The 22,063-nt window shown below is 56.4% G+C and carries 24 protein-coding genes; 5 read left to right on the forward strand and 19 right to left on the reverse strand.

Going from position 1 to position 22,063, the window contains the following annotated elements:
- Window positions 1-106: 106 nt before the first annotated feature.
- Complete coding sequence (locus QMG93_RS24475; protein ID WP_281941138.1) at window positions 107-616, reverse strand: YqhR family membrane protein; 510 nt, start codon at window positions 614-616, stop codon at window positions 107-109.
- 148 nt (window positions 617-764) lie between these two features.
- Between QMG93_RS24475 and QMG93_RS24480 the strand changes: the two genes are divergently transcribed.
- Window positions 765-1,691, forward strand: a complete 927-nt coding sequence (locus QMG93_RS24480; protein WP_216793797.1) for a DUF1385 domain-containing protein — start codon at window positions 765-767, stop codon at window positions 1,689-1,691.
- A gap of 24 nt (window positions 1,692-1,715) precedes the next feature.
- Window positions 1,716-1,988 (forward strand): hypothetical protein, encoded by a 273-nt coding sequence (locus tag QMG93_RS24485; RefSeq protein WP_281941139.1) that lies wholly within the window; start codon window positions 1,716-1,718, stop codon window positions 1,986-1,988.
- A 63-nt stretch (window positions 1,989-2,051) separates the two neighbouring features.
- On the opposite strand, the gene QMG93_RS24490 is transcribed toward QMG93_RS24485, so the two are convergent.
- Both QMG93_RS24490 and mntR read right to left on the reverse strand, forming a co-directional pair.
- The gene (locus QMG93_RS24490) at window positions 2,052-3,041 is read right to left on the reverse strand and encodes a patatin-like phospholipase family protein (RefSeq protein WP_281941142.1); all 990 of its coding nucleotides are present in this window, start codon (window positions 3,039-3,041) and stop codon (window positions 2,052-2,054) included.
- A gap of 101 nt (window positions 3,042-3,142) precedes the next feature.
- Window positions 3,143-3,565, reverse strand: a complete 423-nt coding sequence (gene mntR, locus QMG93_RS24495) for a transcriptional regulator MntR (RefSeq protein WP_281941143.1) — start codon at window positions 3,563-3,565, stop codon at window positions 3,143-3,145.
- 242 nt (window positions 3,566-3,807) lie between these two features.
- Here mntR and splB point away from each other — a divergent pair, with 242 nt between their 5' ends.
- Window positions 3,808-4,869 carry a spore photoproduct lyase gene (gene splB / locus QMG93_RS24500; protein ID WP_281941145.1) on the forward strand — a complete coding sequence of 354 codons (1,062 nt, stop codon included), beginning with the start codon at window positions 3,808-3,810 and terminating at the stop codon, window positions 4,867-4,869.
- 3 nt (window positions 4,870-4,872) lie between these two features.
- On the opposite strand, the gene QMG93_RS24505 is transcribed toward splB, so the two are convergent.
- The 12 genes from QMG93_RS24505 to QMG93_RS24560 all read right to left on the reverse strand — a co-directional run bounded on the left by QMG93_RS24505 (window position 4,873) and on the right by QMG93_RS24560 (window position 16,874).
- Window positions 4,873-5,580 carry a cytochrome c biogenesis CcdA family protein gene (locus QMG93_RS24505; RefSeq protein WP_281941147.1) on the reverse strand — a complete coding sequence of 236 codons (708 nt, stop codon included), beginning with the start codon at window positions 5,578-5,580 and terminating at the stop codon, window positions 4,873-4,875.
- 31 nt (window positions 5,581-5,611) lie between these two features.
- The gene (locus tag QMG93_RS24510) at window positions 5,612-6,415 is read right to left on the reverse strand and encodes a metal ABC transporter permease (RefSeq protein ID WP_281941149.1); all 804 of its coding nucleotides are present in this window, start codon (window positions 6,413-6,415) and stop codon (window positions 5,612-5,614) included.
- A 54-nt stretch (window positions 6,416-6,469) separates the two neighbouring features.
- Entirely contained in the window at window positions 6,470-7,246 is a 777-nt protein-coding gene (locus QMG93_RS24515) for a metal ABC transporter ATP-binding protein (RefSeq protein WP_281941150.1), read from the reverse strand.
- A 31-nt stretch (window positions 7,247-7,277) separates the two neighbouring features.
- The gene (locus QMG93_RS24520) at window positions 7,278-8,267 is read right to left on the reverse strand and encodes a metal ABC transporter substrate-binding protein (protein WP_281941151.1); all 990 of its coding nucleotides are present in this window, start codon (window positions 8,265-8,267) and stop codon (window positions 7,278-7,280) included.
- A 169-nt stretch (window positions 8,268-8,436) separates the two neighbouring features.
- The gene (locus tag QMG93_RS24525) at window positions 8,437-9,510 is read right to left on the reverse strand and encodes a Gfo/Idh/MocA family protein (protein ID WP_281941153.1); all 1,074 of its coding nucleotides are present in this window, start codon (window positions 9,508-9,510) and stop codon (window positions 8,437-8,439) included.
- 50 nt (window positions 9,511-9,560) lie between these two features.
- On the reverse strand, window positions 9,561-11,561 hold the full coding sequence (metG, locus tag QMG93_RS24530; RefSeq protein WP_281941155.1) for a methionine--tRNA ligase: 2,001 nt from the start codon (window positions 11,559-11,561) through the stop codon (window positions 9,561-9,563).
- A 363-nt stretch (window positions 11,562-11,924) separates the two neighbouring features.
- Window positions 11,925-12,134 carry a membrane protein insertion efficiency factor YidD gene (gene yidD, locus QMG93_RS24535; RefSeq protein WP_025847146.1) on the reverse strand — a complete coding sequence of 70 codons (210 nt, stop codon included), beginning with the start codon at window positions 12,132-12,134 and terminating at the stop codon, window positions 11,925-11,927.
- Window positions 12,135-12,310: 176 nt separating this feature from the next.
- Complete coding sequence (locus QMG93_RS24540) at window positions 12,311-12,772, reverse strand: hypothetical protein (RefSeq protein ID WP_281941156.1); 462 nt, start codon at window positions 12,770-12,772, stop codon at window positions 12,311-12,313.
- A 93-nt stretch (window positions 12,773-12,865) separates the two neighbouring features.
- Window positions 12,866-13,540 carry a hypothetical protein gene (locus QMG93_RS24545; RefSeq protein ID WP_281941158.1) on the reverse strand — a complete coding sequence of 225 codons (675 nt, stop codon included), beginning with the start codon at window positions 13,538-13,540 and terminating at the stop codon, window positions 12,866-12,868.
- 112 nt (window positions 13,541-13,652) lie between these two features.
- Complete coding sequence (locus QMG93_RS24550; RefSeq protein WP_281941160.1) at window positions 13,653-14,723, reverse strand: rod shape-determining protein; 1,071 nt, start codon at window positions 14,721-14,723, stop codon at window positions 13,653-13,655.
- Window positions 14,707-16,176: an ATP-binding protein gene (locus tag QMG93_RS24555; protein WP_281941162.1), complete on the reverse strand. Its 1,470-nt coding sequence runs from the start codon at window positions 16,174-16,176 to the stop codon at window positions 14,707-14,709. The genes QMG93_RS24550 and QMG93_RS24555 overlap by 17 nt, the downstream gene beginning before the upstream one ends.
- Window positions 16,176-16,874 carry a response regulator transcription factor gene (locus QMG93_RS24560; protein WP_216793782.1) on the reverse strand — a complete coding sequence of 233 codons (699 nt, stop codon included), beginning with the start codon at window positions 16,872-16,874 and terminating at the stop codon, window positions 16,176-16,178. The genes QMG93_RS24555 and QMG93_RS24560 overlap by 1 nt, the downstream gene beginning before the upstream one ends.
- A 287-nt stretch (window positions 16,875-17,161) precedes the next feature.
- Here QMG93_RS24560 and QMG93_RS24565 point away from each other — a divergent pair, with 287 nt between their 5' ends.
- Window positions 17,162-17,503, forward strand: a complete 342-nt coding sequence (locus QMG93_RS24565) for a hypothetical protein (protein ID WP_281941164.1) — start codon at window positions 17,162-17,164, stop codon at window positions 17,501-17,503.
- Window positions 17,490-17,957, forward strand: a complete 468-nt coding sequence (locus QMG93_RS24570) for a type II toxin-antitoxin system VapC family toxin (protein WP_281941165.1) — start codon at window positions 17,490-17,492, stop codon at window positions 17,955-17,957. Before QMG93_RS24565 ends, QMG93_RS24570 begins: the two co-directional genes overlap by 14 nt.
- A 71-nt stretch (window positions 17,958-18,028) precedes the next feature.
- Here QMG93_RS24570 and QMG93_RS24575 read toward each other — a convergent pair whose 3' ends face one another.
- The 4 genes from QMG93_RS24575 to QMG93_RS24590 are packed head-to-tail and all read right to left on the reverse strand — an operon-like array spanning window position 18,029 to window position 21,977.
- Window positions 18,029-18,517 (reverse strand): NUDIX domain-containing protein, encoded by a 489-nt coding sequence (locus QMG93_RS24575; protein ID WP_281941167.1) that lies wholly within the window; start codon window positions 18,515-18,517, stop codon window positions 18,029-18,031.
- A 26-nt stretch (window positions 18,518-18,543) separates the two neighbouring features.
- Complete coding sequence (locus tag QMG93_RS24580; protein WP_281941169.1) at window positions 18,544-19,344, reverse strand: inositol monophosphatase family protein; 801 nt, start codon at window positions 19,342-19,344, stop codon at window positions 18,544-18,546.
- A gap of 52 nt (window positions 19,345-19,396) precedes the next feature.
- Window positions 19,397-21,271: a sensor histidine kinase gene (locus QMG93_RS24585; protein ID WP_281941171.1), complete on the reverse strand. Its 1,875-nt coding sequence runs from the start codon at window positions 21,269-21,271 to the stop codon at window positions 19,397-19,399.
- Window positions 21,258-21,977 carry a response regulator transcription factor gene (locus tag QMG93_RS24590; protein WP_281941172.1) on the reverse strand — a complete coding sequence of 240 codons (720 nt, stop codon included), beginning with the start codon at window positions 21,975-21,977 and terminating at the stop codon, window positions 21,258-21,260. Before QMG93_RS24590 ends, QMG93_RS24585 begins: the two co-directional genes overlap by 14 nt.
- Window positions 21,978-22,063: the final 86 nt, after the last annotated feature.

The following is a 22,063-nucleotide window of genomic DNA, read 5'->3' on the forward strand; positions in this document are numbered from 1 at the left end:
TGAGAACTTTTTTTTGCGGGCTCAGGCGGCCAAATAAAGCGGTTTTACCAATGTTTAGGCGATCCGAATCACGCATACCCGGGGATAGTCTGCACGCCGCGCGGAATCATGTTATCTCCGGTTCGTCCCGGCCGTCGGCAAACGGCTCCCGCTCCCGCTCGTCCGTAAATTCGAAGCTGATGGAATAACCGATAAACACTCCCCATAGCACAAACAGGCACGCTTGGGTCACCACCGTGTTCAGATCCAGATAGGCGATCCAATTCATCATCCCGGTGACCGGCCCGATCAGCAGGAACAAGAACGCCCACCAGGCGACGCCGTACCCGACCCCATACCACGGACCGTACGCTTTGGCGAATAACATCGTATACAATAAAGCGGCAACGACGGACAGGGCGATAAACGCCAGCCACCCCAGCAAATATCCCCGCCATGTCATCAAGTAAGAATGCTTGTACAAGGGCTCGAGCAAAAATCCCGGCGATAGCGAAGTAAAATGAAAATAGTTGGCGAGCATTTGAACCCCGCCCCAGATCAATCCGGCAAAAAAACCGATATATACCGCGAAATTCCACCGATTCGTACGAAACTTCCTATCGCTTCGGCGATTCATGCCCAAATCCCTCCTCGATTTCGGATATCCACTAGTATGTGCAAAAGTTCCACCGATAAACAAGTGGCAATATGACTGCGGATTCGCTAAAATACAGATATGGCATCATTCATCGTTATTTATTCATAGTAGAAGAAGGTGTATTGTATTGTCGGAAAAGAATCAACCAACGGCCGTTTACGGCGGCCAAGCCGTGATTGAAGGCGTCATGTTTGCCGGCCAGAAGGTGAACGTTACGGCGGTGCGCCGAAAAGATAATACCATCCATTATCTTGAGGTTCCCAGAAAAGAAATCGGCTGGGTTCAGGCATTGAAGAAAATTCCGTTGATCCGGGGGATTGTCGGGATTGTCGAAGCGAGCGCCAAAGGGGCGCAGCACTTGAATTTTTCGGCGGAGGTGTTTGCCGAGGAAGAAGGTGTGGTTAAGGAAGAGAAGAAGGAATCGCTGACCGGCAGGATTTCCATGATTCTCGGGGTAGCGGTCGTCGGGATTTTATCCTTTTTGTTCGGCAAGTTCGTCTTTACCCTTGTTCCGCCGACCATCGAGCAGATGCTGTTCGGAGGATTGTTCCAGAACCAGATCGGGCATAACCTGATCGAAGGCTTGATTAAGATTATTTTGCTTGTCGGGTATATTTATTTTATTTCGCTTACGCCGATGATCAAACGTTTATTTCAATACCACGGAGCCGAACATAAAGTTATTAGCGCTTACGAGGCGGGCCTGGAACTGACCGTACAAAATGTGCAAAAATTCAGCACACTGCACTACCGGTGCGGCAGCAGCTTCATCGTCTTTACGGTCATCGTGGGTGTCGTGATTTACTCGTTCTTTCAATACGATTCGTTCCTGGAGCGGATCATTCAACGGATCGTGCTGCTTCCGCTTGTGATCGGCGTATCCTACGAAGTTTTGCGGTTTACCAACAGCCTGCGGGACATTCCGGTGCTTCGTTTCCTCGGCTATCCCGGCCTGTGGCTGCAATTGCTCACGACCAAAGAACCGGACGATTCCCAAGTGGAAGTATCCATTGCCTCCTTCAACCGGATGCGGGAGCTCGACCGGCAAATTTAACCTAAAGACAAGGAGGGGTCCTGCATGAGAAACCGCAACAGCACGGTCGCTTACGTGATTTTCGGCTTGATCGCCATCGGGATACTGGCTAGTGTTCTCTCCAGTCCGGGCACCTATATTATTCCGATTCTCGTATTCGGCGTGATTTTCTTCCTGTACAAGTTCCCGCCGAACCGATGGAGACAAGCGAAACGGCCGTCCTCCTCCCGGTTTCAAAAAGGAAAGCGGCGCAATGCCACGTTCCGCGTTATTCAAGGCAGCAAGGACAGCTCGGACGAACCACCCAAATACCATTGATTTAGATTAATCGTACCTTTAAAGCGGCAGCCTCTCCCCAAGAGCGCTTGCCGCTTTTGTTTTTCAAGCTTTCTTGGAATAGCGGTTGGGAACCCGGCAGACGTGGGTCAAATAGTTATGCTTGTACTCGGTCATCTTCCAATGCGCGAAAAAGTCATGCGTCGCCCGCTGTCCCGATTCGAACAGCTTCAGGCTCTGCTCGGTCGCGATGTCGAAATCGGTGATGCTGACGCCGAGCGTCGGAATTTTGACCGTACGGAACCGGTTCGTCTCTTGGATATAGCGGTCGTCATGCGCCTCCAGCATCGTCGAGAACAAGGCCCGCATCATGCTGACCGGACCGTGAATCGCGTTCGGCTGCCCAGTGCCGCGGCCCACCATTTGGAAGCCGATGGTCGGGATCATTTGGTCGATCGGCGGCGCTTCCGTCGAATCGAAGATCCACAGCGGAAAGTTGCTGAGCAGTCCCCCGTCCACGATGTACACGAACTGATCGATGAATTTTTCTCCGGGCAGACGGTGCTCCAACGATTTGCGTATGATGACCGGATCGAAGAAGTAAGGAATCGACGTGCTCATCCGAACGGCCTTCGCGATCATGAACCGGCGGGGATCGATGCCGTAATGGGCGATATCGTCCGGCAGGACGAGCAACTTGCGGCCGGAGATGTCAGAGGCGATAATGCGGAGCTGATTCGGCTTCAGGTCGCCGAACGTACGGATGCCCTTGGCCAGCAGCAGCTTATGGATCCAATGCTCCAGCGCTTCTCCGGAATACAGGCCTTTCTTAATAAACAAACGGGCCAACGGGCCGACCAGCCTCGTATCGAAGATCCGGGAGCGCTGCAAGAACGCGCGAAAAGGTGTGCCCTCGATAATCTCCTTCAGCTCGTCCGCGCGGTATCCCGCCGCAACCAACGAGGCGACGATGGCCCCAGAAGACGTCCCCGCCACCTGATGAAACGAGTGTCCGAGCTGCTCCACCGCCGATACGGCCCCCGCAAGCGCGATTCCTTTCACGCCGCCGCCTTCAAACACCGCATTGATTCTCACCCCGCATCCCCTCTTCCCGCAAAGTCTCTCCAAGAGTATGTATGAGGCGACGAATTGTCCCTATGCCAGGAAAAGAAAAAAAGCCCCCGATTCTCGGAGACTTACGATTCTTCCAGCTCTTTCTTAAGGGCAAACATCTGTTCTCCTCGGGTGGCGTCACGCTTGAAATATTCAACCAGCGTCTCGATGCAGGTGATGGAATCCCAGCTCAAGTGATGCTCGATGCCCTCGACATCCTTGTAAATATTTTCTTCCGATACCCCGATGATCGTCAAAAATTCTTCCAGCAGATGATGGCGGTCGACCAATCGTTTGCCGACTTTTTGCCCTTTCGACGTCAGCACAAGACCTCGGTATTTTTCATAAATTAAGTAGTTGTCTTTGTCGAGCTTCTGAATCATTTTCGTCACCGAAGACGGGTGAACCTCAAGTCCTTCGGCGATATCGGAAACGCGCGCGTACCCTTTCTCATCGATTAATTTATAAATTCGTTCCAAATAATCTTCCATACTGGGCGTAGCCATTCCGCGTTCCTCCCGTGTTCCAAAGACGAATCTCGGTAATTTAATGATACACTGATTGATTTATGCAAAGCAAGACTTTGCTGTGAAGGACAAAAACCTCGTGTGCAGCGCAGCAAATTCCCATGTGTGCGCACCGAGTGAATGAAGCATCCTAAGGTCGTTATAAGCGTTCTTAACTATATCACAGCCGCATTCCGTAAGCAAGTCCGATACGATTCGTACCATTAGGAGGGATCTCGCATATGGCCACGGAGCTGCTCACCCCCCCGATCCGCCAGACGCAGGTGTTTGTCCCGGAGCTTGTCTATTTTGAGCCCGACGCCTTGGACTATCCCAAAGGCAAGCGAATCCATGAATGGGCGCTCAAGGAAGGACTTCCGATCCGCATGACGACCTCCCATAACCGGATTACGAACCTTCCGGGCGAGAGCGATCTGGAGAAATACCGGATCGCCAAACGGACACTAGTCGTCGGAATCCGCAAAACGCTGAAATTCGATACGTCCAAGCCGTCGGCCGAGTACGCTATCCCGATCGCGACCGGCTGTATGGCGCACTGCCATTACTGCTATCTGCAGACGACGCTCGGGGCGAAGCCTTATATCCGGGTCTATGTCAATACCGACGATATTCTGAAGCAGGCCAAGCAATATATTGAGGAAAGAGCGCCGGAAATTACCCGCTTCGAGGCGGCCTGTACGTCCGACCCTGTCGGGCTTGAGCATATCTCGGGCTCGCTGAAGGAATACATCGAATTTATGGGCCGGGAACCGCTGGGCCGACTTCGTTTCGTCACGAAATTTCACCACGTGGAACCGCTACTGGATGCCAAGCATAACGGTCATACCCGGTTCCGGTTCAGCGTCAATGCCGATTATGTCATCAAAAATTTCGAACCGGCGACCTCCAGCTTCTACGAGCGCATCGAGGCGGCGGGCAAAGTCGCCAAGGCCGGCTATCCGCTCGGTTTCATCATCGCACCCATCATCTGGCACGAAGGCTGGGAGGAAGGCTATGGAGCACTGCTGCACAAATTAAAAGAGGCCCTTCCCCCGGAAGCGACCTCTGACTTGACGTTCGAATTGATTCAACACCGCTTTACGAAAACAGCCAAAAATATTATCCACCAGCGCTATCCGAAGACGAAGCTGGAGATGGACGAAGCCAAGCGGAAATACAAATGGGGCCGGTGGGGCCAGGGCAAGTATGTCTATCCTGACGAACAGGCGACAGCGCTGCGCGAATTCATTAGCGAGCGCATCTTCACCCATTTTCCGCAGGCGAAGATCGATTATTTTACGTGAGCGTCAGCCGATCCAGGATGGCGTAATGCCTTGCAGCCAGATCGTGATGCGGGTCATTTGATCCGTGTACAGCAGTACGGCCACGATGAGCATCACGCCTCCGCCTACTTTCATCATGGTTGCGGAATACTTCAAGATCCATTTGGTCGATCCAATGAAGAACGCAAGGATAAAGAACGGGATCGCGAACCCAAGCGAATAAGCGGAAATGAGCGGCAGCCAGGAATTCGGTTCGGTTGCCGCCAGCATCAGCATCGCGGACAGAATCGGGCCGATGCAGGGCGACCATCCTGCGGCGAAGCCGATGCCGATCAGCAGCGAGCCGAGGTAGCCGGCCGGCTTCGACTTGATCTGCAGCTTGCGCTCGCGCATGAGCCACTGCGGTTGAAAAATGCCGAGCAGGAACAATCCCATCACGAAGATCATGATCGCCGAAATTTGCCGCAGCAAATCGCGGTAATCCAAGAACGCGTTGGCGATGACGTTCGCCCCGAGTCCCAACGTATAGAAAATGATGGAGAACCCGAGAATGAAGCTGAGCGTATGGGTAATCAGCTTGAACCGAACTTCTTTGGCACTCTGCTCGTTCTTGAGCTGCCCGACGGAAACGCCGGTTATGTAGGACAAATACGAAGGATACAGCGGCAAGCAGCAGGGCGATATGAAAGAAACGAAGCCTGCCCACAGCGCGATCCAAATGTTAAGTTCCACGGCTACCGTTCACCATCCTTTTTACCATTTCTTACAAGCGAAGTCCCCGTTTTACCGTTAAAATGCCGACGAGTATGGCGATCAGCAACAGCACGACCGTCGCTCCCGGAGCCAAGTCCCACACGCCTGCGGAGACAAGTCCGGTAATGACCGCAAGCTCGGAGAACAGAATCGACCAGAAGATCGAATGCTTGAAGCTGCGGGCGACGAGCAGGCTGCAGGCGACCGGAATCGTCAGCAGCGAGGAAACGAGCAGCGCCCCGACGATTTTGATCGAGACGCTGATGACAAGCGCCGTCAGCATCGTGATCATAATATTATAGAAGCGCAATGGCAGTCCGCTCACGCCGGCCGCATCTTCGTCGAAGAAGAGCAGGAACATTTCTTTGTAGTTGATCAGCACGAACGCCACGACAATAGCCGCAACGCCGCCGACGACCCAAAGGTCGGTATTGTCCAGCGTGTAAATGCTGCCGAAAAAGTAGCTCATGACGTTAATGTTAAAGCCTTTGCCGATCGTAAACAGCAAGGTCGCAAGCGCCACGCCGCCCGACATAATAATCGCAATCGATAGTTCGGCGTAGGTTTTGTACGCTTTGCGCAGCCGTTCGATGCCGAACGAAGCCAGCAGGGCGAACAGCAGCCCGACGCCTATCGGGTATACGTTGATCAAAAATCCGAGCGCGACCCCCGCGATCGATACGTGCGCGAGCGTATCCCCGATCATCGACAAGCGACGCAGCACGAGAAATACGCCCATAAGCGGAGCGGTCAAGCCGATGAGCAAGCCGCCGATCAGCGCCCGCTGAAAAAAATATTCGGTAAAGATATCCAAAGCCAATTCTCTCCTATCTGCCCGCTGCATCCTGCCGTTATTCCACGGTCAGGGTTATACTTCAATCGTCTCTCTAAGCTGCTGCATCGAGTGGGTCAGATCGGTTTCGCGGCAATTTTCCGGCTCGTGCGTATGCTTGACGTAGAACGATAGGCCGCCGCTCTTCTGCACCGAGTTCTCCCCGAGATACGATTGTATCATATCCATATCGTGCGATACCATGATAAACGTGATGTGATGATGCTGGTGCATATGCCGGATCATGCGGAAAAAGCCGGCCTGCGTCTCGGCGTCGATGCCGACGGTAGGCTCGTCCAGAATAAGCAGCTCCGGGTTGTTAATTAACGCCCGGGCGAGGAACACCCGCTGCTGCTGGCCGCCGGACAATTGGCCGATCCTCCGGTCCGCCAGATCTTCGATCCGCATCGCGTAGAGCGCATCGTCCGCTTTGCTGCGCTCTTGCTTGCTCAGCCGGCGAAACATATTCTTTTTGCCGAACAACCCGGAGGTGACGACTTCGCGAACCGTTGCCGGAAATAGCGGATTCAGCGCATTTTTCTGCGGCACGTACCCGACGCGCTCCCAATCGCGGAATTGGTCGATCGGCTGGCCGAAGAGACGGATTTCGCCGCGCGCCGGCTTCAGCAGCCCGACGATCATCTTCAGCAGCGTCGTCTTGCCTGCGCCGTTGGAGCCGACCAATCCGACGAAATCGCGTTCCAGAATCGAGAAATTCAAGCCGTTAATCACGGGTTTATTTTCATAAGAAAAAAAGATGTCATCGATCGTAACGATCTGTTGATGACATCCAAAGCGAGCATTCGTTTGCATGGCAAAGCTCCTTATACGGAAGGTCTCCCTTCTATTGTAATGCTTTTAATAAATTATTCAAATTGTTTTCCATCAGGGACACATAATCGTCACCCTTTTTCGCCTGCTCTTCGGTCAACCCTTCAAGCGGGCTGAGGACAAGCGTCTCGACTCCGGCGTCCTTCGCAAGCGTCTTGGCCAGTTTGTCGGATACTAGCTCCTCAAAGAATATATATTTGACTTGATTGTCTTTAATGAATTGCAAAATAGTTTTCATATCCTTGGACGTCGGTTCGGCATCCGGGGCAAGCCCCATAATCGCCTTCTGGTTCAGTCCGTAAGCTTTGGCCAAATATCCGAACGATTGATGCGTCACGACAATGTCCTTCTTGGACACCTTGGCAAGCTCGCTCTTGTACTTGCCGTCCAATTGGTCGAGGCGGTCGGCGAGCTTTTTGAAGTTCGCTTCGTAGTCCGCTTTGTGCGCACCGTCGACTTGGATCAGCGCGTCTTTGATGTTGACGGCCAACTGCTTGGCATTAGCCGGGCTCAGCCATACGTGTGGGTCCGTGTTGCCGTGATCGTGACCGTGGGCATCCTTGCCTGCTTCTTTCTTCTCGTCGTGGCCGTGCTCATCCCCGTGTTCCTCTTCCGTACCGGGAAGCAGCTCGATGCCGCGGCTTGCTTCGACCACAACGGCCTTGCTGTCCTTCTTCAAGCTGTCCAGCGTATCCTGCACCCAACCCTCGAAGCCGGCGCCCAAATAGACGAACAGATCGGACTTGGTCAAGTTCTGGATATCGCGGCTCTTCGGCGACCAATCGTGGGGCTCGACGCCGGCCGGCACCAGATTGACGACGTTGACGTGATCTCCGCCGATTTTGGTGGCAAAATCATATAACGGATAAAAGCTGGCTACGATATTGATCTTGCCGTTCACAAGCGCAGGCTGCGAGCGTCCTCCGCAAGCGGACAACAGTGTAGACAGCAGGAGAACCAGGATGACGGGAAGGATGGCCCGTTTGATGAATGTTCGCTTCATGAGATGATGCCCTCCGAGACGTAAATCGTAATTTTTTTCATTAACAACGACGATTATACGCCCCGCCTATCCACTTGTCAACGGTAAATGTAGAAATTACGATAAAGCCAAAAATACCCCTTTGCACCTAATTCCGGCAAAGGGGTATTTCGATCTATACGGTTGTAAGCTATTCGACGCGAATCGCTTGCTGTTGGGCTTTCAAGCACAGTTCGGCCGCTTTGAAGGCATGCTCCTGCGTCATCGCATTTTCCGTCCGGTGAATGCAGTCGAGGATCAACTGCCCGAAGAACGGAAAGCCGACTTCGCCGTGAACGGAGAAATGCCGCTCGCCTTCCTTGTTCACCAAGTACACGTGGTCCCCCTGCTTATCCCGGGCAATATCGATATATTTGCGCAGCTCGATGTACCCGTCCGTACCGACGATGAGCGTCCGGCCGTCGCCCCAAGTGCCGAGGCCGTCCGGCGTCAGCCAATCGACGCGGAAGTAGAAGGTTGCGCCGTTATCGCCGGTCAGCGTGGCGTCACCGAAGTCTTCCAGCTCCGGGTACGGCTTGTTGTGATAATTGGCTACCCGGCTGCTGACGACTGTGGCATCCTTGGCGCCGGTATAGAAAAGGAACTGCTCGATCTGATGGCTCCCGATGTCGCACAGGATGCCGCCGTACTTCTCCCGCTCGAAAAACCACTGCGGGCGGGTCGGCGCGTTCAACCGGTGCGGGCCCCAGCCCATCACGTGCACGACGCGGCCGATGGCGCCCTTCTGAATCAATTCCCCGGCGAACACGGCGCTTTCCACATGCAGCCGTTCGCTGAAATAGACCATGTACTTCCGGCCCGTTTCCTTCACTTTCGCACGGGCGGCTTCAAGCTGCGAGAACGCGGTGAATGGCGTCTTGTCGGTAAAGTAGTCTTTGCCCGCGCTCATAACACGAACCCCAAGCGCTCCGCGCTCTGAAGGGACGGCCGCTGCCGCTACGAGTTGAATACTCGGATCAAGAAGGATCTCTTCCTCCGAAGCGGCGGCCTTGGCTTGCGGGTACCGCTTGACGAACGCTTCGACTTTCACCGGGTCCGGGTCGTAGACGGCAACCAAATCGGCTCCAGCTTCCATCAGGCCGTTGCACATCCCGAAAATATGGCCGTGATCCAGCCCTATCGCGGCAAAAGCGAACTCGCCCGGCTTCACGACCGGATTCGGTTTCCCCTGCGGCGCGTAATTCATTCCGTCGTTCTTCTGCATACAAGAAGCCTCCCACCATGATATCTATCAATTGTTCACGTGAACAACCCTTATTTTACCACAGATCCGTTCGGAATTGAATCGGAAACTGTCGCGAGAGTCAACCGGTCTCCTTGCGATGCGGCCAAAATCATGCCCTGCGACAATTCGCCGCGCAGCTTGACCGGCTTCAGGTTCGTGACGCAGATGACTTTGCGGCCGACCATTTGCTCCGGCGTGTAGTATTTGGCGATACCGGAGACAACCTGCCGCTGCTCGTAGCCGAGATCGAGCTGCAGCTTCAGCAGCTTGTCGGCGTTCTTCACCGGCTCCGCGGCGATGACCTCAGCCACCCGCAGGTCGACCTTGAAGAAATCGTCGATCGAGATCTCAGGCGAAGCCTCCGGCGCTGGCACGGCGGCCGTCTCCGCTTTCGCGTCCTCAGCCTTCGGCTCTTCAGACGCGGACTCCGCCGCAGGCGCCGTACCGCCGCTCATCGATTCCGCGATGAACGCGATCTCCTTGTCCGCCTCGAGACGCGGAAACATCGCTTCGCCCTTCGCCACGCGTGTGCCGGCAGGCAGCGTGCCGAAAGCATGTACCGTGTCCCATACGGTGAGCGAACCGGCTTCGATGCCAAGCTGCTGCCACATGCGGCGCGGCGTCTCGGTCATGAACGGCTGCAGCAGCACGGACGAAATGCGCAGCGATTCAGCCAGCACGTACAGCACGGACCCGAGCGTCTCCCGCTTCGTCTCGTCTTTAGCAAGATTCCATGGCTGTGTCTCGTCGATGTATTTGTTCGTGCGGCTAACAAGCTGCCAGATCGCGGAGAGCGCTACGGAAAACTCCATTTTCTCCATCGCTTCCTCGACTTTGGCAACTGTCGCTTCGGCCGTCTCCAATACGGCAGCGTCGAATTCGGTCGCTCCGGCAACGTACGGCTGCACCTCGCCGCCGAAATATTTGTCGATCATCGCCACGGTCCGGCTGAGCAGATTGCCGAGGTCGTTCGCCAGATCGAAGTTGATCCGCTCTACGAAGCTTTCCGGCGTAAACGTGCCGTCAGAGCCGAACGGCACTTCCCGCATCAAGTAATAGCGAAGCGCGTCAAGGCCGTAGCGGTCGATCAAGGTGACCGGGTCCACGACGTTGCCTTTGGATTTGGACATTTTGCCGTCCTTCATCAGCAGCCAGCCGTGGCCGATGACCTTCTTCGGCAGCGGCAGACCAAGCGCCATCAGCATCGCCGGCCAGATGATCGTATGGAAGCGCACGATCTCCTTGCTCATCAGGTGCACATCCGCCGGCCAGTACGTCTGGTAGCGGCTGTCATCCTCGCTGCCGTAGCCAAGCGCGGTAATATAGTTCGAGAGCGCGTCGATCCAGACGTAGATTACGTGCTTCGAATTGCCCGGCACGCGGATGCCCCAGTCGAACGTCGTCCGGGAGACGGCCAGATCCTCCAGACCGGGCTTGATGAAGTTGTTGATCATCTCGTTGCGGCGGGATTCCGGGTGAATGAACTCCGGGTGCTTCTCGTAATGCTCGATCAGCCGGTCGGCATATTTGCTGAGCCGGAAAAAGTAGCTTTCTTCCTTCACCCACTCTACCGGGCGTCCGCAGTCCGGACATTTGCCGTCGACCAGCTTGTTTTCGAGGAAAAACGACTCGCACGGCGTACAGTACCAGCCTTCGTAATGGCCGAGGTAAATATCGTCCTGCTCGATCAGCTTCGTGAAAATTTTCTCAACGGCCTGCTTGTGGCGCGCGTCGGTCGTACGGATGAAATCGTCGTACGAGATGTCGAGCTTTTTCCACAGGTCCTTGATTCCGGCGACGATATCGTCCACGAACTGCTGCGGCGTCTTGCCCGTCTCCTGCGCTTTGCGCTCGATCTTCTGCCCGTGCTCGTCGGTGCCTGTCAAGTACATGACATTGTACCCGCGCAGCCGCTTGTACCGCGCCATGACGTCGCCCGCCACCGTCGAATACGCGTGGCCGATGTGCAGCTTGTCGCTCGGGTAATAAATCGGTGTCGTGATGTAAAAGCTTTTCTTGGTTTCAGACATGTTCCAATGACCTCCTAGTAAATTGAAAATGCAAAAAAGCTCTCATCCCTATGGGACGAGAGCTTCGAACTCACGCGGTACCACCCAACTTCCCCCGTTCGGACGCATGGCGAACCAAAGCGCCGTTCGAGGCTTTACGGTCAATCGCTGACCATCCGTTAACGCCGGAGCTACGATGAAAGCTTACCGCCTGCGGCCGGCTTCGACCGCGAGCATGGCTCGCCTTCATATCCTCCCGGACCATCTTCCTTCGCATCGGCCGACCGGTTCTCAGCGTCTCCGGCTCTCTGTGCGGCTTCCGGCAAAGTACTCATCCGTTCATGGGATTATTAAGCCAAATATATCGAAAATGAACCGTCCGTGTCAAGGGACATGATCCACTCCCCCAGGATGGAACGGATGGCACTTGCAGATCCGTTTCACCGTAAGCCACGAGCCGCGAGCCGCACCGTGCTTCTCCAGCGCTTCCAGCGCGTAGGCGGAGCAGGTCGGGTAGAACCGGCAGGTCGGCGGTTTCAGCGGCGAGATCCATTTGCGGTAAAAGCGGACGCCTCCTTGCAATACCCGTTTCACGATGGTCGCGGCTCCTTTCCTCGGCTTGTTTCTATCATCATGCCTGAACGAGGGGGCCGGTGTCAAACAAGGAGTAGCCCGTGCCGACCATGCGATAGTAAAAAGGTCTGCGCCGCGTCCATCTTGCGATGGGGTACGGGCAGACCTTTGCGGGCTTGGACGAGAGTAACTTGTGACTAGCTGCTCTTCTTCGTTTGCTTGCTCGCTTTGTGCTCTTGCTTCTTCGCCTGCTTGCTTGCCTTCTGCTCCTGCTTCTTCGCTTGAATCTCCTTGGCGAGCTCTTGGGCGGTTTTGCCTTGGGTGGAAATACCCAGCTTCTCCGCTTCGGCTTTCCGCTTGGCCAGCGCTTCGGCGCGCTTCTGCTCGGCGAGCGCCTTGCGCTTTTCCTGAATGGACGCTTTCAGCTCTTTCGCTGTCTTGCCGTCGGTCGCGATCCCGAGACTTGCCGCTTTTGCCTGCAGCTGCGCGAGCTGCTCGGCCTGCTGCGACGCCTTGGCTTGCTTATGCTGAGCCTTGGCTTCTTTCACGGCAGTCTGGCTTGGCTTCTGCGCGGCAGCCGGTGCAGCGCTTGCGGATACCGCCCCGCCGAGCAGCATGGCGCAGGCAAGGCCAACCGATACGAGCTTGTTCATCTTCATAGTCATTTCCTCCCACAACTTGTTGTCGTATGTAGTGTTGCGAGAAAAATGTACCATGGATTTATTACATAACTATGACAAGACCGGATCGCGTTACCGCAGCCCCTCCAACCTGCTGCGAAGCGCCTGCATCGGAGACAGCACCCGGGCGCCGGACGAAGCTTCGACCCGTGCGGCCGCGTCCGTCATCGACAATTGCGCCGCCGCGACCGGGGCAGATGCCCTCTCTACCAAGCCCAGCAGGAACGCTTCAGCCTGCTCCGCATACGCCGCATCCCGTCCTTGCAGCAGCAGCTCGAAGCAGCCCGGGTCGGACACCGCCGTCTGCGCCTTGAACGCTCTGCCCTGCAGCTTGGCATGGGCATGCAGCCGCTCCATCGTCCCTTCTACAGTGGCCGGGTTCGTGAAGGCGACGACCGCCTCGTCCCCAAGTTTCAGCAGCTCGTCAAACCACGGTTCGTCGATCGCGATGACCGGAATGCCGCCCGTCGCTTCGAGCGTTTGCTCCAAGGGCGACAGTGCGGCGATATAATTCGTGCATGTGATGACGATGGCGTCCACCCCGCAGCCGGCGATCCATTCCAGTTGGCCGCGCAGCTTCACTTGCACCTGCCGCGTCTCCGCTTCGGATGCTGCCCGGGTCAGCCAATGGATCGCGCCAGGATCGACAAAGTGCAGACAGGAGAACGCCTCGCGATCCAGGCCTTCCTCCAAATACCGGATATTCGAATGATGCGCATGCAAGCAGCCCAGCCGCTTTACCGCCATGACAACCGCCTCCCTATGTGCCCAAGCTTTTTTCATAGCTTAGCGGCAATTCCATGAACGGTCAACGGCTTATTTCCGGGCTCTTCAGCAGCTTCTGAGCCTGGGCCGTCTTCTAGGCGTCCTGCCGCAGAGGCTCCTCTTCCGCCTGTACGCCGGCGTTCCGCCCGGCGATCGCATTCCCGCGGCTCCAGCCCTCCCGCTTGAAGTCGATCATCATCCCCGCTCCCAGCGCCGTGCAATCCTGCGGCTCCGCCGCCAGATGGACGGGGACGCTGGTCTCCGCCTGAATCCGCTCGACCAGCCCGTGAAGCAGCGAGCCGCCTCCACACAGGAGGATGCCCCGCTCCACCACATCTCCGGCAAGCTCCGGCGGACAGTGCTCCAGCGTCACCCGGATCGCGTCCAGAATGGTCGCCAGAAAATCGTCCATCAATTCGAAAATTTCCCCGGAGGTCAAGCGAAGCGACCGGGGCAGACCGTCGATCAAATCCCGCCCTTTAATATCGATGGCCTTGTCCTTCTGCCGCTCGACGACCGACCCGATCTGCTTCTTGATCTCCTCCGCGGTCCGTTCGCCGATGGCCAGATTGTACGTCTTTTTGACGTATTCGATGATATCCTGATCAAGCGACATCCCTGCGCGCCGCACCGTATGGCTGACCACGATGCCGCCAAGCGACAGCACGGCCACTTGACTCGCCCCCCCGCCGATATCAAGCACCAAGCTGCCGATCGGCTGGTCGACCGGAAGTCCGGCCCCAAGCGCCGCGGCAAGCGGCTCTTCCACGGCTACCGCCTTCTTGGCGCCTTTATGCACCATCGTCTCTTCGACGGCGCGCTTCTGCACGTTCGTAATGCCGCACGGCACCGATATGTATACTTGCGAGCTGCGGAACCAAGGGGCCCGCCCTTGAATTTTTTTAATAAAATGCTGAAGCATCGCGCTCGTAATGTCAAAGTTGGCAATCACCCCGTCCATCAGCGGATAAATGATGTCGATATTGCCCGGGGTCCGGCCGATCATGGCCTGCGCTTCCGTACCGGCCGCCACCATCTCGCCCGAATCCTGCCGGATCGCCACCACGGACGGTTCCCGTAGAACGATGCCTTTCCCGTGCTGGTAAATCACCGTATTCGAAGTTCCCAAATCAATGCCGTACAGCGTATCAAATCGCTTTAACATGTTGTCTTCCTCCTTCGTGTATTGCGTTCTGAGCCGCCGGCAGCCGGAACTCGAATACGGTTCCTTGGCCGACTTCGCTGCGGACGGTAATCGTCCCGCCGTGCAACTCGACCAGCTCCCGGACAATAGCCAGTCCGAGCCCGGTACCGCTGCTTTTCTTGCTCCGGCCGCGGTCCACCTTGAAAAAGCGCTCCCAGATCATCTCCTGATCGTCGGGAGAAATGCCGATGCCGGTATCCGCCACGCGAATGACAAGCAATTCGCTTTCCGCGCGGGCGCTCAGCAAGATTTTGCCGTTTTCCGTAAATTTCACGGCATTCTTCACTAAATTTTTCATAATTTGCTCGAAGCGGTCCCGGTCCGCATACGCGTCCGGCAGTCCCTCTTCCGTCTGCATTTCGATCGTCGTGTTGCGCTCGGCAGCCTCCGGCCCGAACATGGCGGCGATGTGCGCAAATAACTGCCGCACGTCCACCGGGCTGCGGGACAAGGCAATCTCGTCGTTTTCCAGCTTGATCAGATCGGCGATGTCATCCACCAAACGATTCATATGAAGCGTTTCTTTGTAAATGATGTCGTAATATTTCGGCTTGGCCGCATCGTCGATCAGATCGTCCTGCAGCGCCTCCAGAAACCCTTGCATAGCCGTCAGCGGCGTTCGCAGCTCGTGGGATACGTTCGCCAGGAAGTCCTGGCGGATTTGCTCCTGCTTGCGCTTGTCTTCGTCCGTACGCTGCAACTTGTCCGCCATTTGATTGATGGTGGCGGCCAGCTCTCCGATCTCGTCGTTCGAATAAATCTCGATCCGCTCGCCGTAATCTCCATGCCCGATACGCAGCGCCAGCTTATCGATCCTCCGCAGCGGCCGGGAGATGGACCACGACAAATACGACGCCGTCGCCGCCGACAGCAGCACGCCCACGAGCGTGACCCACAGGATTGTTTCCCGCATTAACGTGATCGTTTCGTTCATTCCGGCCACCGAGGCGTGCAGGACGATTCCTCCGTATACCTCATTGTCCTTGCCCCATGGGACGACGACGGACAGCATCGACTCCTTGAGCCCCTCGAACCGCGGCTCGTTCAGCAGCGCCTCTTCGCCGTTCAAGACTTTACGCACGACGGCAGAGTCGACGGATTTGCCGACGTACACCTCGTCCTTGCTGGAGGTGGCAGCGATTTTGCCGCTCCGGTCGAACAGCCAAATGCGCGCGTCAAACGTCTGATCGAAGAACAAGAGCTGCTCCTTGACGCGATCGTCCGGGACGGCGACGGTTTGAATCGCCAGGTTGACCCGCTTCGCCTTGCGCAGCAGCTCTTCCTTTTGCGAATCGACGATGTAGCCCTTGGTCAGCAGCGAAAGCAGAAACCCGACGACGCACAGGCCCAGCAGCATGGTGAACATATGGCCGAACAGCAGCCGGCGGAAAATGCTTCTGCCGATACCGAGCATTATTCCTGAACCTCGAATTTATACCCTACGCCCCACACCGTATGAATACAGTCGCTGCGGTACGGGAGCAGCTTCTCCCTTAATTTTTTCACGTGCACGTCGACCGTCCGGATATCCCCGATAAACTCGTAGCCCCACACCTGCTCCAGCAGCTGTTCCCGCGTATACACCGTCCCCGGCGACCGGGCCAGATGCGTCAGCAGATCGAACTCCTTCGGGCGAAGAACGATTCGCTCCTCCCCGGCCAGCACCTCGCGGCGCTCCGTGTTGATGGATAACCCCTCAAACGTGATGGCAACCGGTTCATCTGGTTCTCCCGGCAATTTGCGGCGCTGCATCCGGCGGAAGATCGCCTTGATCCGCGCTACCAGTTCCCGCGGACTGAACGGCTTCGTGACGTAATCGTCGGCGCCGAGCTCAAGCCCGAGCACCCGGTCGAATTCTTCCCGCTTCGCCGTCAGCATGATGACGGGAATATCGAATCTCTTTAAAATTTGGCGGCATGCTTCGAAGCCGTCCATCTTCGGCATCATGACGTCGAGAATGACGATGTCCGGCGCTTCTTTCTCGACAAGCTCAAGCGCCTCCTCGCCATCCTGCGCCTCAATCATGCTGATGTGCTGCTTTTCAAAATAAAGCCGAATGATCTCCCTGACGTTCGGGTCATCGTCGGCGACCAGTACTTTCCAAGAATTCATGCAGACAATGCTCCTTTTGCCGGTGAAGATACTATAGCATTCTCCCGCCCCCCCTATTTTGCGGGGGGATTAGCCGAAAAAGGGGCCGTACTCCTTAACGTTACACGAAAAATTTGAGCAAATTGTGTTCAAAATCGGACCAAACGGTTAAATAACTATGTTCAAAGCATGAACACGTTCAGATAAAGGCGAAAATCCCCCAAAAACGGCGATTTTTGTCGAACAGTATAAGGAAGTCGGCTTGCGCATTCAAGCCCATATAAATTGTGTTGTGGAAGGTGACGCCCATGAGCAGTTCCAAGGATTTCATGCAGAGCCAGCTGAGGAAGTGGAAATCCGCCGCATCCCAGCTCATTTCGACGGAGGGAGAAGCCGTCGAGACCGCCGCCATCGAGCTGGAGCCCGAGGTTTACGATAAGTGCAGACGAATGGCCGAAACCGAACAGACGACCGTCAGCGCCGTGGTTCACTATATGATCGACCAATATTTTGCCGTGCGGTCCCACGAGATGGCATTTCAAGCGACGCTGGAGCAGAAGGAAAAAAATCCGCTGCTGCAGCTCGACGGCTTGACGAAGCGGAAGGAACGGTATACGGGCGAGGAGGTGCAGAGCTATGATCGTGCATGATTCCGCAGCCTTGCATCAAGCCGTCTTTCTGGAACAGTCCGCCCTGATGGCGTTTATGAATCCGGAGGACCCGTACTATTTGAAGGCCCGGTCGCTGTTCTTCGACCTGGACGATATGGACCGGCATTTGGCTACGACGAACTATGTAATTTTCGAAACGCACCAATGGCTGCGCAATCATTTTGATTATTCGGATGCGCAGTTCTTCTTGAACACGATGGAAAAAGCGGTCCAGCAGGGCGTGCTGACGATCGTGCCGGGAACGCCGGAGTTGGAGCGGGAATCGAAGCGGCTCATTATCGATTTTCCGAACTACCGCTTCTCACTTACTGAAGCGATGACGGCCGTCGTGATGCTGTCCTGCCAGATGAAACGGATTTTCACCTTTAATCCGAATTATTCGTTCCTGCCCAAGCTGGATCGTGAAATCAAGGTGCTGCCAAGCATTTTGTAACGAAGCGGTGAAAAAGAAAAACCTGACGGCCGGCCCGGCTTGGGGCTGCGCATCGTCAGGTTTTTGCTGTTTTAGGAAGATGGAAGCGGGTACTTGTCGAGCTGATGCTCCTCGAAGAATACCGGCGTCCCGGTCCGCCTCGCGGCATAATCGGCAATCTGCCTTCTTAGGTTGGGGTACAATACGATCTTGTCCAGCTCGGAAAGCGGAATCCACCGCACGCCCGTTTGATTCGGATCGGGGCACGCGGGCATTGCGGGCACGGACCCTTCCTTCAGCTTGCAATCGAATATAAGGTGGACGCTGGGCGTGGCGCCATACACGTGGTCGCTTCGATGCGGGGCGTATTCGTACACGAAGGCCAGCGGTCCGACCTCGACGTCAGTAGCGGCTTCCTCCCGCGCTTCCCGGATCACCGCTTCGATGACCGACTCCCCGGCTTCGACGCCTCCGGCAGGCAGATTGTAATGAGTCCCGTTTGCATCCGTAAATTCGATCAGCAGCACGCTGTCGTCCCGGAGGATCAGCGCGCAGGCGCGAACCCGGATCGGATAAGTCACTCCGGTTCTCCTCCCCCCCGTTGCGCCTACCCGACGAGTCCCGCCCGGACCATGGAAAGCAGACTTTCCAGACGGTCCGGAGGGCAGGCGACGATATACGGCTCGGGGTTCATGCCTTCGAACGGCCGGCCGTCGAAGTCGACGACCGCCGCCCCCGCTTCCTTTGCCAGCAGCAGGCCGGAGTACAAATCCTCGCCTTCGGAATTGTACAGCACGATGCCGTCCAAATCGCCGCGCGCGAGCATGCTCCACAGCAGCGTCGGCGCCCATAGCGACAGGACCCGTTTGCTGCCCGCGTCGAGATGGTGCTTCAGCATCGTAGCCTGTCCGCCCTTGCCGACGTCATGCCCTTGAATCCAGCCCAAAGTCATTCGTCCGGCGGCTGCGGATGTCTTGACGCGAATCGGCAGCCCGTTGCACAAAGCTCCTTTTCCCTGCTCGGCGACATACAAATTTTCCAGCTGCGAATCGTAGATGACGCCCAGCCGCGGCTCTCCCCGGTAAATGAGCGTCAGCGATACGCCATATACCGGCAGCCCGATCGCGTAGTTATTCGTCCCGTCCAGCGGATCGACCAGCCACAGCCAATCGCTTTCCGCTCCGGACCAGCCGCTCTCCTCGCTGCGAATCCGATGGTCCGGGAACCGCTCCCGCAGCCGGTTCAAAATTTCCTTCTCGGCCAAATGATCGATCGCGGTCACCAAATCCCCTTGATTTCCTTTGGCCATCACTTCTTTATCCCGGTCAAAATGCTCCTTCGCCAGCTTTCCTGCGGCTGCGGCCGCTTCGCAGGCGACCTCCCGGGCTATCCTCAACGTCTCGTCCATCAATATTGTCTTCCTCCCCTGCTCACGTTAAGGAAAATTATACCTGATCCTGCTACACAGCCTCAACCTGTGGCGAAGCTTGCCTGAGCCATATCGTCACAACCGTCCCTCGGCCAAGCTCGCTCTCCACCCGGATATTCCCGTGGTGGGCCAGAACGATCTGCCGGGCAATCGCCATCCCGAGCCCCGTTCCGTCCGATCCTCCCTCGGTATTCGTACCGCGGTAATACCGTTCGAACAGCCGGCCGACCGTCTCCTCATCCATCCCGCAGCCGTTATCGCGGATCTCCAAGCGGGCGAAGTTTTCGGCCTCTCCGTCCTCCGCGACGCTTACTTCCACGTCCGTTCCTTCGGGGTTGTGCAGGACTGCGTTCGCCAGCAGATTCACGATCGCCCGGCTGAGCCATCGTTCGTCTACACGGGTAACAAGCGGACTAGGGGCGGGTCGAAAGACGATATGCGCACCCGAAAATCTCGGATTCGTCCGAAAACGGCGAATGACGATGTCCGTCAGATCGTTCAGCTCCGTCTCCCGCAGCTCCAGCGGCAGCGCTTCGTTCTGCAAGCGGTAAGTCAGGCTGAGATCGTCGATCAGCAGCTCCATATATTGCGCCTTCTCGCGGATCACGCCGGCAAATTCCCGGATTTCGTCAGTCGACCAGCCGTAATCCGGCGCTTCCAGCATATGCGAATAGCCTTTGATCGACGTGAGCGGCGTTTTCAAATCGTGGGATACTCCGGTGATCCATTCCTCTCTCGTCTGCTCCAGCTTGACCCGCATCTCCTCGTTGCGGCTCAAAATGCCGGTCAGCCGCCTTAGCGAAAGGAACACGTCAGCGAACAAACGGTACCGGCGCTGCAGCCGGCCCTTGCGGTCCAGGCTGCGGGGACCCCGAAGTCCGTGCGGCTCGCGGAACTGACCGCGCCCGAGCTGCTGAAGCCAGTCGATCATATGGAGCACCGGTCCACCGAACCGGTTGGCGTACCAGAGCGACAGCAACAGGAACAGGAGCAGCGTCGTCATCAGCAAGCCGGCAAACGCAACGAGCACGACGCTGATCTCGTTTTTCAGAACTCCCGCAAAAATCCCTTTCTCATGAAACGGGATGGTCACAACCCAGGTATACTGCGTGCGGGAATCGTAATGAGAGGCCTGCTTGAGATCGTATCTGTTGCCGTAAACCGACCGGAGTGCAAGCTCCTGAAGGGAGTATTCCGTCAACACGTTCCCCGCGCTGCCGAACAAAGCAACCTGCCGCCCGGACGGGTCCAGCAGCTGCAACGCGGCATCCGCCTCCTTGAGCCGGTCCTCCAAGCCTGCAGGCAGCATCGAGCTTGGCCCCGGCGCGCCGGCCTTTTCCACGATCATCTCCAGCAGACGCTTCTCCTCCGGGATGACGCCATAGAGCAGCGTATAGGTTACGCCGCCTCGCTGCCGAATCCATACGGCCAAATCATACGGAAACGGCTCCTTTTTTCTCCAGTAAGCTTCAAATTCCCCCGGCTTATAAGCGGTCGGTACGTCCCCGGGCGTATACACCGAATAGGTTGCTCTCCCTTGACTGTCGAGCATTTGCAGCCAGCCACCTTCGCTTCTCACAAGGTCCAGCAGCTCCTCGTCAAAATGAGGCGTTCCCGTCTCATCCACTTCCATCGTGTCGATCAGCTTCAGCATGCCGGCCTGCGCAAAGCTGCGGCCCGCATCAAGATCCAGCAGCTTTAGCTGCATCCAGTACAAGATCAAGACTGCCAACACGACGAGCAGAATGCCGGTCACGATCAGCCGCAGGCTGAAATGGCCGATAAGCCGCCGGATGACCCGCTTGCCTCCGTCCGACACAGGTGACGAGACCGAGGCGGGAGCCGGACCTTCCCCTACATTCCGCTCCTCATTCGCCGCTCCATCGGCCCGCCTAAACGTCATCATTTCCGCCTCTTACCAGCTTGTAACCAAGCCCCCGGACCGTTACCAGCAATTCCGGCTCCGCAGGATTGCGTTCGATGCGCTCCCGGATGCGGTAAATATGGACCATAACGGTGTTATCGTCACTGAAGCCGGAGTCGCCCCATACCCGCTCGTACAGCTCCTGCTTGTTGAAAATCCGGTTCGGATGCTTGCAGAAAAACAAGAGCAGCTGAAACACCTGAGCCGGGCATGGAATCCGCCTGTCTTCAACCGTCAGTTCTCCCGCAAGCTCATTCAGCCGAAACCGCCCGAAATCGTAGACGCCCTGCGTGGAGGGCCCTTCCGCGGACTTGACAATCCTTCTGAGCTTCGCTTTGATCCGGGCAGCCACTTCAAGCGGATTGAACGGCTTGGTCACATAATCGTCTCCGCCCAAGGCGAAGCCGCTAAGCTTGTCCAGATCGGAAGAGCGCGCTGTCAGGAACAGAATCGGCGCATCGGTGCGCTGCCGGAGCTTCGGGCATACCTCAAACCCGCTTTGCCCAGGCAGCATTACGTCGAGCACAATATAATCATAAGACCTGCTGTCGCACGCCGCGAGCGCTTCTTCGCCCGTCGCCGCCGTATCGATATGAGCAAATCCTTCTTTTTCCAGCACCTTCTTCAACATACGGACAATGGTCGGCTCGTCGTCGACCAGTAAAATGGTTGCTTCGTTCGCCTGCATTCCATATCCTTCCTCCCCGGCATATCGCTTCACTTATCATACCACACCGCGTTTACTCGCAGAGGAACGGATTCTTAACGGAACCT

It is taken from the genome of Paenibacillus tyrphae (genome assembly GCF_027925525.1).
Classification (GTDB): Bacteria; Bacillota; Bacilli; order Paenibacillales; family NBRC-103111; genus Paenibacillus_G; species Paenibacillus_G tyrfis_B.

Coding starts and splice junctions, on each gene's coding strand:
- QMG93_RS24540 (WP_281941156.1), bottom strand. CDS start 12,772: ATGAAGATGAACAAGCTCGTATCGGTTGGCCTTGCCTGCGCCATGCTG.
- QMG93_RS24570 (WP_281941165.1), top strand. CDS start 17,490: ATGATCGTGCATGATTCCGCAGCCTTGCATCAAGCCGTCTTTCTGGAA.
- QMG93_RS24525 (WP_281941153.1), bottom strand. CDS start 9,510: ATGCAGAAGAACGACGGAATGAATTACGCGCCGCAGGGGAAACCGAAT.
- QMG93_RS24555 (WP_281941162.1), bottom strand. CDS start 16,176: ATGCTCGGTATCGGCAGAAGCATTTTCCGCCGGCTGCTGTTCGGCCAT.
- QMG93_RS24585 (WP_281941171.1), bottom strand. CDS start 21,271: ATGATGACGTTTAGGCGGGCCGATGGAGCGGCGAATGAGGAGCGGAAT.
- QMG93_RS24545 (WP_281941158.1), bottom strand. CDS start 13,540: ATGGCGGTAAAGCGGCTGGGCTGCTTGCATGCGCATCATTCGAATATC.
- QMG93_RS24590 (WP_281941172.1), bottom strand. CDS start 21,977: ATGCAGGCGAACGAAGCAACCATTTTACTGGTCGACGACGAGCCGACC.
- QMG93_RS24515 (WP_281941150.1), bottom strand. CDS start 7,246: ATGCAAACGAATGCTCGCTTTGGATGTCATCAACAGATCGTTACGATC.
- splB (WP_281941145.1), top strand. CDS start 3,808: ATGGCCACGGAGCTGCTCACCCCCCCGATCCGCCAGACGCAGGTGTTT.
- QMG93_RS24520 (WP_281941151.1), bottom strand. CDS start 8,267: ATGAAGCGAACATTCATCAAACGGGCCATCCTTCCCGTCATCCTGGTT.
- QMG93_RS24475 (WP_281941138.1), bottom strand. CDS start 616: ATGAATCGCCGAAGCGATAGGAAGTTTCGTACGAATCGGTGGAATTTC.
- QMG93_RS24485 (WP_281941139.1), top strand. CDS start 1,716: ATGAGAAACCGCAACAGCACGGTCGCTTACGTGATTTTCGGCTTGATC.
- QMG93_RS24560 (WP_216793782.1), bottom strand. CDS start 16,874: ATGAATTCTTGGAAAGTACTGGTCGCCGACGATGACCCGAACGTCAGG.
- metG (WP_281941155.1), bottom strand. CDS start 11,561: ATGTCTGAAACCAAGAAAAGCTTTTACATCACGACACCGATTTATTAC.
- QMG93_RS24565 (WP_281941164.1), top strand. CDS start 17,162: ATGAGCAGTTCCAAGGATTTCATGCAGAGCCAGCTGAGGAAGTGGAAA.
- mntR (WP_281941143.1), bottom strand. CDS start 3,565: ATGGCTACGCCCAGTATGGAAGATTATTTGGAACGAATTTATAAATTA.
- QMG93_RS24580 (WP_281941169.1), bottom strand. CDS start 19,344: ATGGACGAGACGTTGAGGATAGCCCGGGAGGTCGCCTGCGAAGCGGCC.
- QMG93_RS24550 (WP_281941160.1), bottom strand. CDS start 14,723: ATGTTAAAGCGATTTGATACGCTGTACGGCATTGATTTGGGAACTTCG.